Genomic DNA, 7,466 nt, shown 5'->3' with positions numbered 1-7,466 from the left:
CCGCCGCCGAAGCCGCCGCCGCCGAAATCGTCATAATCGCCGCCGCCAAAGCCGCTCGACCCGCCGCTCCAGTCGCCGCCGCCCTGGGAGCGGCCACCGCCGCCCTGGCCGCCGCCGCCCGGCGCGCCGTCAAGCATGGTCAGCACCGCGCCCGGACCCTGCAGCACCACTTCGGTGGTGTAGCGGTCATTGCCCGACTGGTCCTGCCATTTGCGGGTGCGGAGCTGGCCCTCCAGATAGACTTTCGACCCCTTGCGCAGGAAGCGTTCGGCCACGCCCGCCAGCCCTTCGGAGAAGATCGCCACGCTGTGCCATTCGGTGCGCTCCTTGCGCTCGCCCGACATGCGGTCCTTCCAGCTTTCGGAGGTCGCGATCCGCAGGTTGCACACCTTCCCGCCATTCTGAAAGCTCTTGACCTCCGGGTCGGCGCCCAGATTGCCGACCAGAATGACCTTGTTGACCGAACCCGCCATGTTTCCTCCGATGCTTTAGCTGGCCCTTATAGCCCCGCTGCGGTGGCGGTCCAGTAGGTAAGGCCGGCCGCGGCATAGGCCAGCGCGAACAGATAGCCGATCATGAACAGCGGCCACTTCCACCCGTTGGTCTCGCGCCGCGTCACCGCGATGGTGGAGATGCACTGCGGCGCGAAGACGAACCAGGCGAGGAAGGCGAGCGCCGTGGGCAGCGGCCAATTGTCCTTCAGCCGGTCGCCCAGGCTGCGCTCCAGCCTCGCTTCATCCTCGTCGGCGTCGAGCGAATAGACGGTGGCGAGCGCGGATACCGCCACTTCGCGCGCCGCCATGGCGGGGATCAGCGCGAGCGAGATGTCGCGGTTGAAGCCGATCGGGGCCAGCACCAGGTTGAGGCCGTTGGCGACGCGGCCCGCGATGGAATAGTTGACCTGGCTGACCGCGCCATCCTCCGGCGCCTTGGGGAAGCTGAGCAGCACCCAGAGGATCACGGTCGAGGTGAAGATGATCGTGCCTGCGCGCTTGAGGAAGATCACCGCCCGCTGCCACAGGCCCAGCACTATGTCCTGCGGGCGCGGCCACTGATATTTCGGCATCTCCATCAGGAAACCGCCGCTCGCGCCCCTGGTGACGGTGCGGCGCAGGACCAGCGCCGCCAGCATCGCGCCGACGATGCCGGATATATAGAGGCAAAAGAGGACCAGCCCCTGAAGGCCGATGCCGAGCGTGACCGTGCGCGCCGGGATGAAGGCGCCGATGATCACGGCATAGACCGGCAGCCGGGCGGAGCAGGTCATCAGCGGCGCGATCAATATGGTGGTCAGCCGGTCCTTCGGGTCCGCGATGGTGCGCGTCGCCATGATCCCCGGCACCGCGCAGGCGAAGGAGGACAGCAGCGGGATGAAGGCCCGCCCCGACAGGCCCACCCGCGCCATCAGCCCGTCCATCAGGAAGGCGGCGCGGACCATATAGCCGGTCGCCTCCAGCATCAGGATGAAGAAGAAGAGGATCAGGATCTGCGGCAGGAACACGATGACCGAGCCGACGCCGTTCAGCACTCCGTCGACCAGGAAGGATCGCAGCAGTCCATCGGGCAGCGCGGCCGTCACGGCGTCGCCGGCGCGGGCGACAAAGCCCTCGATCATGGCGATCGGCGCTTCGGACCAGGCATAGACCGCCTGGAACATGATGAAGAGAAGCGCGAGCAGCAGGACCAGCCCCGCGACGGGATGCAGCGCCACCCGGTCGACAGCCACAGTCAGGCGGCGGGACGGGGTTTCGCGCACGACGGCGGCGCGGGCGATGCGGCGCGCTTCCCGGCGCAATCCTTCGAAATCGCTCTGTTCGCCTGGAGCGCGGGCCTTGCCGGCGCTGCCGTCCAGCATGGTTTCCAGCTCGCCGCGCAGATGATCCAGGCCGCGCTTGCGCACCGCCACAGTGGAGATCACCGGCACGCCCAGTTCGCGGGACAGGATATGGGCGTCCAGTTCCAGCCCGTCGCGGGTGGCGAGGTCGACCATGTTGAGCGCGACGACGGTCGGCAGGCCCAGCGCGATCAGTTCCAGCGCGAAGCGGAGATGATTGTCGAGGTTGGAGGCGTCGACCACCACGACCAGCGCGTCGGGCAGGCGCTCGCCCGACTGCCTGCCCAATATGACGTCGCGCGTCACCTGCTCGTCGGGGCTGGTGGGGCTGAGGCTGTAGGTGCCGGGCAGGTCGACCAGCTCGATCGGCCGGCCGTCCGACAGGGAAAGGCGGCCCGCCTTGCGCTCCACGGTAACGCCGGGATAATTGCCCAGCTTCTGCCGCGCCCCGGTCAATGCGTTGAACAGGGCGCTCTTGCCGGCATTGGGATTGCCGACCAGCGCGATCAGCGGCAGGTTCGTCACAGGTCGCCGTCCGAAGGGCCGGTGCGGACGGTGATGGCGGCGGCATGGCTGCGGCGCATGGCGATGGTCATGCGGCCGACCTTGCAGGCTATGGGTCCGCGCCCCAGCAGCCCGCCATGGTGCAGCGCCTCGACGCTCGCGCCCTCGCACAGGCCGAATTCGCGCAGCCTTTGGCCGTCGGACGCGGACAGCGCGTTCCAGTCGATCAGGTCCACATAAGCGGGTTGGCGCAACGGCAGGTCGGTCAGGCGCAAGGGTAAGGCACTCGTCATCTACTTCTGCGAGTGACTATCAATACCGATTGGAAAAGGCCAGCGCGAATCGGCGCACCGGCGCCGCGGATCATATGGCGGGGTAGCGCAGCCGTCCGATGAAGCGGGCGAAGCTCAGCCTCTCGCCCCCGCCAACGCCCTTCCACCGGGCCTTGGCGCGCTCGAACCGCATCACGCCTTCGATCCGGCGGGCCAGGAAGGCGCGGGTCTCCGCCCAGTGATCGCTCTCGTCATCGACGAAAACCAGCAGGGTCGCGGCATAGACCCCCGCCAGCGTCAGCCGCTTGCTGTAATGATTGAGGTCCGTCGCCGCATCGCCCGCGGCGCGCCACATGACGTCCGCCGCCCGCCAGCCGAGCCTGGCGGCTCGCGCCGCGTTGCGCGGCATGACCATGACCGCCTGCGCCCGGCGCAGCGCCTCCCGGTCCCGCGCCAGCAGGGTCAGGCGGGTTTCGACCAAGGCCGTTATGCGCTGGCGGATCGGCAGGGCGGCCAGCTTTTCCGGCGGCAGCGCGTCCAGCATCCGCGAATCGACGCTTGCGAACCAGGCGTCGATCATGTCCATCGCGCCGCCCGGAAAGGCGAGCGCGGCGATGTCGGCGTCGATGCCGCATTGTTCCGCCGCCATGGCCACGGCTTCCCCGCGCCACCCGTCGAAGGCGGCGTGGCGCGGCAGGATGGGCGCGAGCGCGGCGCGCACTTCGTCTAGCGTCATGTCTGGGTGCGTCGGGGTCATGATCCGCTATTACGCCCGGCCGGGCGGGCATACAAGCGCGGGCGGGATTAGCGGGGATGTTTGCCGGCAAAGCAAAACTTGGCGACATGGGGTCGGGGCGGGGCTTGAAGCAGCCCCGCAGGCACCTTAGCTGGCGTGGGCAAGTTCCGTTGCAATCTGCAACTTTGAAGAGGGAATATTTCATGGCCAATCTGTTCGAGCCGGTGCAGCTTGGGGCGATCCATGCCCCCAATCGCGTGCTGATGGCGCCGCTGACCCGCGCCCGCGCCACCCGCGACCATGTGCCGACGCCGATCATGGCGGACTATTATCGCCAGCGCGCTTCGGCGGGCCTCATCATCAGCGAGGGCATCGGCGTGTCGCGGCAGGGCCTGGGCTGGCCCTATGCGGCGGGCCTGTGGTCCGCCGAACAGGTCGAAGGCTGGAAGCCGGTGACGGCGGCGGTGCATGAAGCGGGCGGACGGATCTTCGCCCAGCTTTGGCACATGGGACGGCTGGTGCACAGCAGCATGACCGGCGAACAGCCAATATCCTCCAGCCCTGTCACCGCGCCCGGCCATGCGCACAGCTATGACGGCAACAAACCCTATGAGCAGCCGCGGGCGCTGGGCGTCGAGGAGATTCCGGCCCTTGTCCAAACCTATGTGACCGCCGCCCGCAATGCTATCGAGGCGGGGTTCGACGGCGTGCAGATCCACGGCGCCAATGGCTATCTGATCGACGAGTTCCTGCGCGACGGCGTCAACAGGCGCGAGGACGCCTATGGCGGTCCGCCGGAGAACCGCGTCCGCCTGTTGCGGGAGATCACGCAGGCCGTCGCCGACGCGATCGGCGCGGACCGCACGGCCGTCCGCCTGTCGCTGAACGGCGATTCGCAGGGCACTGACGACAGCGATCCCGCCAACCTGTCGCTTGCGGTGGCGCAAGCGCTGGACCCGATCGGCCTCGCCTTCCTGGAGCTGCGCGAATTGCGGACAGACGGCACGCGCGGCGCCAGCGACGTGCCGCGCCAATCGCCGCTTATCCGCCAGCATTATCGCGGGCCGCTGGTCCTCAACAGCGACTATGACGCGGCGCGCGCCCAGGCCGATCTGGACAGCGGGCTGGCGCAGGCGATCAGCTTCGGCCGACCCTTCATTTCCAATCCCGACCTGCCGGAACGGCTGTCGACCGGCGCGCCGCTCAGTCCCCTGCGGCAGGAGACGCTCTATACGCAGGGCGCGGAAGGCTATGTCGATTATCCGGCGCTGGAAAAGGTTGCCTGAACGAAAAGGGGCCGCTCCATCGGGCGGCCCCTTTCCGGTTCGCGATCCTGCTGTCAGGCGCCGAATTTCTCGCGCAGGGCGAGCATGGCCATGGCCGCCTTGGCCGCTTCGCCGCCCTTGTCCTTTTCCTGCTTTTTCGCCCGGGTCAGCGCCTGGGCCTCGTTCTCCACCGTCAATATGCCGTTGCCGATGGGGATGCCGTCCATGCTGAGCGCCATCAGGCCGCGCGCGCTTTCGTTCGACACCACTTCGAAATGATAGGTTTCGCCGCGGATCACCACGCCGATGGCGATGAAGCCGTCATAGCGGCCGGTTTCCGCCGCCAGCGCCACCGCGCCGGGGATTTCCAGCGCGCCGGGAACCGTCACCACTTCATATTTATGCCCCTCATCCTCCAGCGCGGCGACGGCGCCTTCGATCAGCAGGTCGTTGAGATGCTCGTAGAAGCGCGCTTCGACGATCAGGAATTTTGCCATGGATAGGGTTCCTTAAAGCTCGATCGGCCGCTGCCCAACCACGGCCAGGTCATAGCCGTCAAGCGCGATCAGGCTGTGATGGGTGTTGCTGAGCAGGATCATGTCATGAACGCCCAGTTCCGCCAGGATCTGCGCCCCCACGCCATAGTCGCGCAGTTCGTCCATGCCCGTATCGGGCTGGCCGGCATGGTGGCGCAGGCTGCGGCTGACGAAATCGCTCGGCACCGGAACGGTGAGCACGACGATGATCCCGGCGCCTTCGCGGGCGATGATGTCCATCGACCTGGCAAGCAGGCCGTTGCGCGGCCCGGTCGAACCATAGACGTCGTCCAGCAATGACAGTTGATGCATGCGGACCAGCGTGGGCTCGTCGGGCACGACATGGCCCTTTTGCAGCACGAGCTGCTCGGTCTGCGTCGCCTTGTTGTAGAAGCTGATCGCCTTCCAGTCGCCGCCCCATTGGCTGTTGAAGACGGTTTCGGCGCGGCGCTCCACCATATGGTCGTGCCGGCGGCGATAGGCGATGAGGTCGCGGATCGTGCCGATCTTCATCCTGTGCTTCTGCGCGAAGGGGATCAGGTCGTCCAGCCGCGCCATGGTGCCGTCGTCCTTCATCACCTCGCAGATGACGCCGGACGGGTTGAGTCCGGCCAGCCGGGCGACGTCCACCGCCGCCTCCGTATGGCCGGTGCGGACCAGCACGCCGCCGTCCTTCGCCACCAGCGGGAAGACATGGCCCGGCGTCACGATGTCGTCGCGCCCCTTCGACCCGTCGATGGCGACGGATATGGTGCGGGCGCGGTCGGCGGCGCTGATGCCGGTGGTGACGCCCTCGCGCGCCTCTATCGATACGGTGAAGGCGGTTTCGTGGCGGGTGCCGTTGTTGCGGCTCATCAGGCCCAGGCCCAGATGGTCGACCCGTTCCTTGCTGAGCGCGAGGCAGATGAGGCCGCGGCCATGGGTCGCCATGAAGTTGATCGCGTCGGGCGTCGCCATCTGCGCGGGAATGACCAGGTCGCCCTCATTTTCCCGGTCCTCGTCGTCGACCAAGATGAACATGCGGCCGTTGCGCGCCTCGTTGATGATCTCTTCGGGGCTGGCGAGCGCGGTGCCGCCCTCGCGCCGGGCGAGATAGCCTTCCAGCTTGCCGAGCGTTTCGGCGGTGGGGTTCCAGTCCGCCTCGCCCAGCCTGCGCAGCGAATTGGCGTGAAGGCCCGCCGCGCGCGCCAGGCCGGATCGGGACATGCCGCCCTCCGTGACCAGCGAACGGACGGTATCGATAAGGGCTGACGACATGCTAACGACTCCTTCCCCAGGACGGGTGGAGCGGCATATCACATCAAGATGTGATTATGGCAAGCAATAATCACATTGAGGCTGCGCGAAGGCTCTGCATCCGGTCCAGATAGCGCGCCAGCACGTCGATCTCCAGGTTGAAGGCGCGGCCGGGCGTCAGGCTGTCGAGCGTGGTCGCGGCGGCGGTATGCGGGATGATGTTGAGGCCGAAATGCACGGAGCCGTCCGCCTGGTCCTCGACCGTGTTGACGGTCAGCGAGATGCCGTCGACCGTGATCGATCCCTTGGCCGCCAGCGCGGGCGCCAGTGCGGCGGGCGCGGAGATGATGAGGCGCGTGGAATCGCCTTCATGCGCGGCGGACACCAATGTGCCGATGCCGTCGACATGGCCGGTGACGATATGGCCGCCCAGTTCGTCGCCGACCTTCAATGCGCGCTCCAGATTGAGGCGCCCGCCCAATTCCCACAGGCCCGGCGCGGTGCGGGCGACGGTTTCGGCCGACAGGTCGACCGCGAACCAGTCCGCGCCCTTTTCCACCACCGTCAGGCAGGCCCCCGAACAGGCGATGGACGCGCCGATGGCGACCGTTTCCATGTCATAGGCGCAACCGATCACCAGGCGCAGGTCGCCGCGCTGTTCATGGGTGCGGATGGTGCCGATGTCGGTGATGATGCCGGTGAACATGGGAAGAGCCTGTTGCTTGTGGTGTCCCGAAGGGCGATGCTTTCCGGGGTGATCTAGGCGTTCCGGCTGCGCAGGTAAACCTCCAGCCGATCATTGCCCAGCCGCCGTTCGTCGTCGAGCCGCCAGCGGCCATGCGCCCCGGCCAGATCGGTCAGGCCGATATCGCCGATGCCCGCCAGCCCCGCGCCGATCAGGATCGGGGCGCGATAGAGCAGCAGCCGGTCGACCAGATCGGCGCGCAGGAAGGCGGCGGCGGCCTGCGCGCCGCCCTCCACCAGCAGATGGTCGACCTGCGGCAGGGCGGCGATGTCCTCCGGCGCGGCGATCACTTCCCAGCCGTCGGGCGCGTCGCCATGGCTGAGCAGCACGCGCCGGGG

9 protein-coding genes are annotated in these 7,466 nt (G+C 67.6%); 1 reads left to right on the top strand and 8 read right to left on the bottom strand.

Going from position 1 to position 7,466, the window contains the following annotated elements; all coding sequences use genetic code 11:
- From ssb to L286_RS34575, 4 genes are all read right to left on the bottom strand, one after another.
- On the bottom strand, positions 1-473 hold a 473-nt coding region (gene ssb, locus L286_RS34590; RefSeq protein ID WP_021223356.1), incomplete at its 3' end, for a single-stranded DNA-binding protein.
- A gap of 26 nt (positions 474-499) precedes the next feature.
- Positions 500-2,359: a ferrous iron transporter B gene (gene feoB / locus L286_RS34585; RefSeq protein ID WP_020818713.1), complete on the bottom strand. Its 1,860-nt coding sequence runs from the start codon at positions 2,357-2,359 to the stop codon at positions 500-502.
- A complete protein-coding gene (locus L286_RS34580; RefSeq protein ID WP_007686988.1) occupies positions 2,356-2,613 on the bottom strand; it encodes a FeoA family protein in 258 nt (85 codons plus the stop codon). The genes feoB and L286_RS34580 overlap by 4 nt, the downstream gene beginning before the upstream one ends.
- Before the next feature lie 88 nt (positions 2,614-2,701).
- A complete protein-coding gene (locus L286_RS34575; RefSeq protein ID WP_020818714.1) occupies positions 2,702-3,346 on the bottom strand; it encodes a COQ9 family protein in 645 nt (214 codons plus the stop codon).
- Positions 3,347-3,549: 203 nt separating this feature from the next.
- Here L286_RS34575 and L286_RS34570 point away from each other — a divergent pair, with 203 nt between their 5' ends.
- Positions 3,550-4,632 (top strand): alkene reductase, encoded by a 1,083-nt coding sequence (locus tag L286_RS34570; protein WP_020818715.1) that lies wholly within the window; start codon positions 3,550-3,552, stop codon positions 4,630-4,632.
- 53 nt (positions 4,633-4,685) lie between these two features.
- Here L286_RS34570 and ribH read toward each other — a convergent pair whose 3' ends face one another.
- The 4 genes from ribH to L286_RS34550 form a co-directional block, all read right to left on the bottom strand.
- Positions 4,686-5,108: a 6,7-dimethyl-8-ribityllumazine synthase gene (ribH, locus tag L286_RS34565; protein ID WP_007686994.1), complete on the bottom strand. Its 423-nt coding sequence runs from the start codon at positions 5,106-5,108 to the stop codon at positions 4,686-4,688.
- Between the two features lie 12 nt (positions 5,109-5,120).
- Positions 5,121-6,404 carry a 3,4-dihydroxy-2-butanone-4-phosphate synthase gene (gene ribB, locus L286_RS34560; RefSeq protein ID WP_007686996.1) on the bottom strand — a complete coding sequence of 428 codons (1,284 nt, stop codon included), beginning with the start codon at positions 6,402-6,404 and terminating at the stop codon, positions 5,121-5,123.
- Between the two features lie 70 nt (positions 6,405-6,474).
- On the bottom strand, positions 6,475-7,089 hold the full coding sequence (locus L286_RS34555; protein WP_020818716.1) for a riboflavin synthase: 615 nt from the start codon (positions 7,087-7,089) through the stop codon (positions 6,475-6,477).
- Between the two features lie 53 nt (positions 7,090-7,142).
- Positions 7,143-7,466: dihydrofolate reductase family protein (locus L286_RS34550; protein ID WP_021223355.1), on the bottom strand; the 324-nt coding region annotated here is incomplete at its 5' end.

Origin of the sequence: Sphingobium sp. HDIP04 (assembly GCF_000445085.1) — a bacterium.
GTDB classification, from domain to species: domain Bacteria; phylum Pseudomonadota; class Alphaproteobacteria; order Sphingomonadales; family Sphingomonadaceae; genus Sphingobium; species Sphingobium indicum.
This window is presented reverse-complemented; position numbering and strand designations above follow the sequence as displayed.

Coding starts and splice junctions, on each gene's coding strand:
- L286_RS34555 (WP_020818716.1), bottom strand. CDS start 7,089: ATGTTCACCGGCATCATCACCGACATCGGCACCATCCGCACCCATGAA.
- L286_RS34575 (WP_020818714.1), bottom strand. CDS start 3,346: ATGACGCTAGACGAAGTGCGCGCCGCGCTCGCGCCCATCCTGCCGCGC.
- L286_RS34570 (WP_020818715.1), top strand. CDS start 3,550: ATGGCCAATCTGTTCGAGCCGGTGCAGCTTGGGGCGATCCATGCCCCC.
- ribB (WP_007686996.1), bottom strand. CDS start 6,404: ATGTCGTCAGCCCTTATCGATACCGTCCGTTCGCTGGTCACGGAGGGC.
- ribH (WP_007686994.1), bottom strand. CDS start 5,108: ATGGCAAAATTCCTGATCGTCGAAGCGCGCTTCTACGAGCATCTCAAC.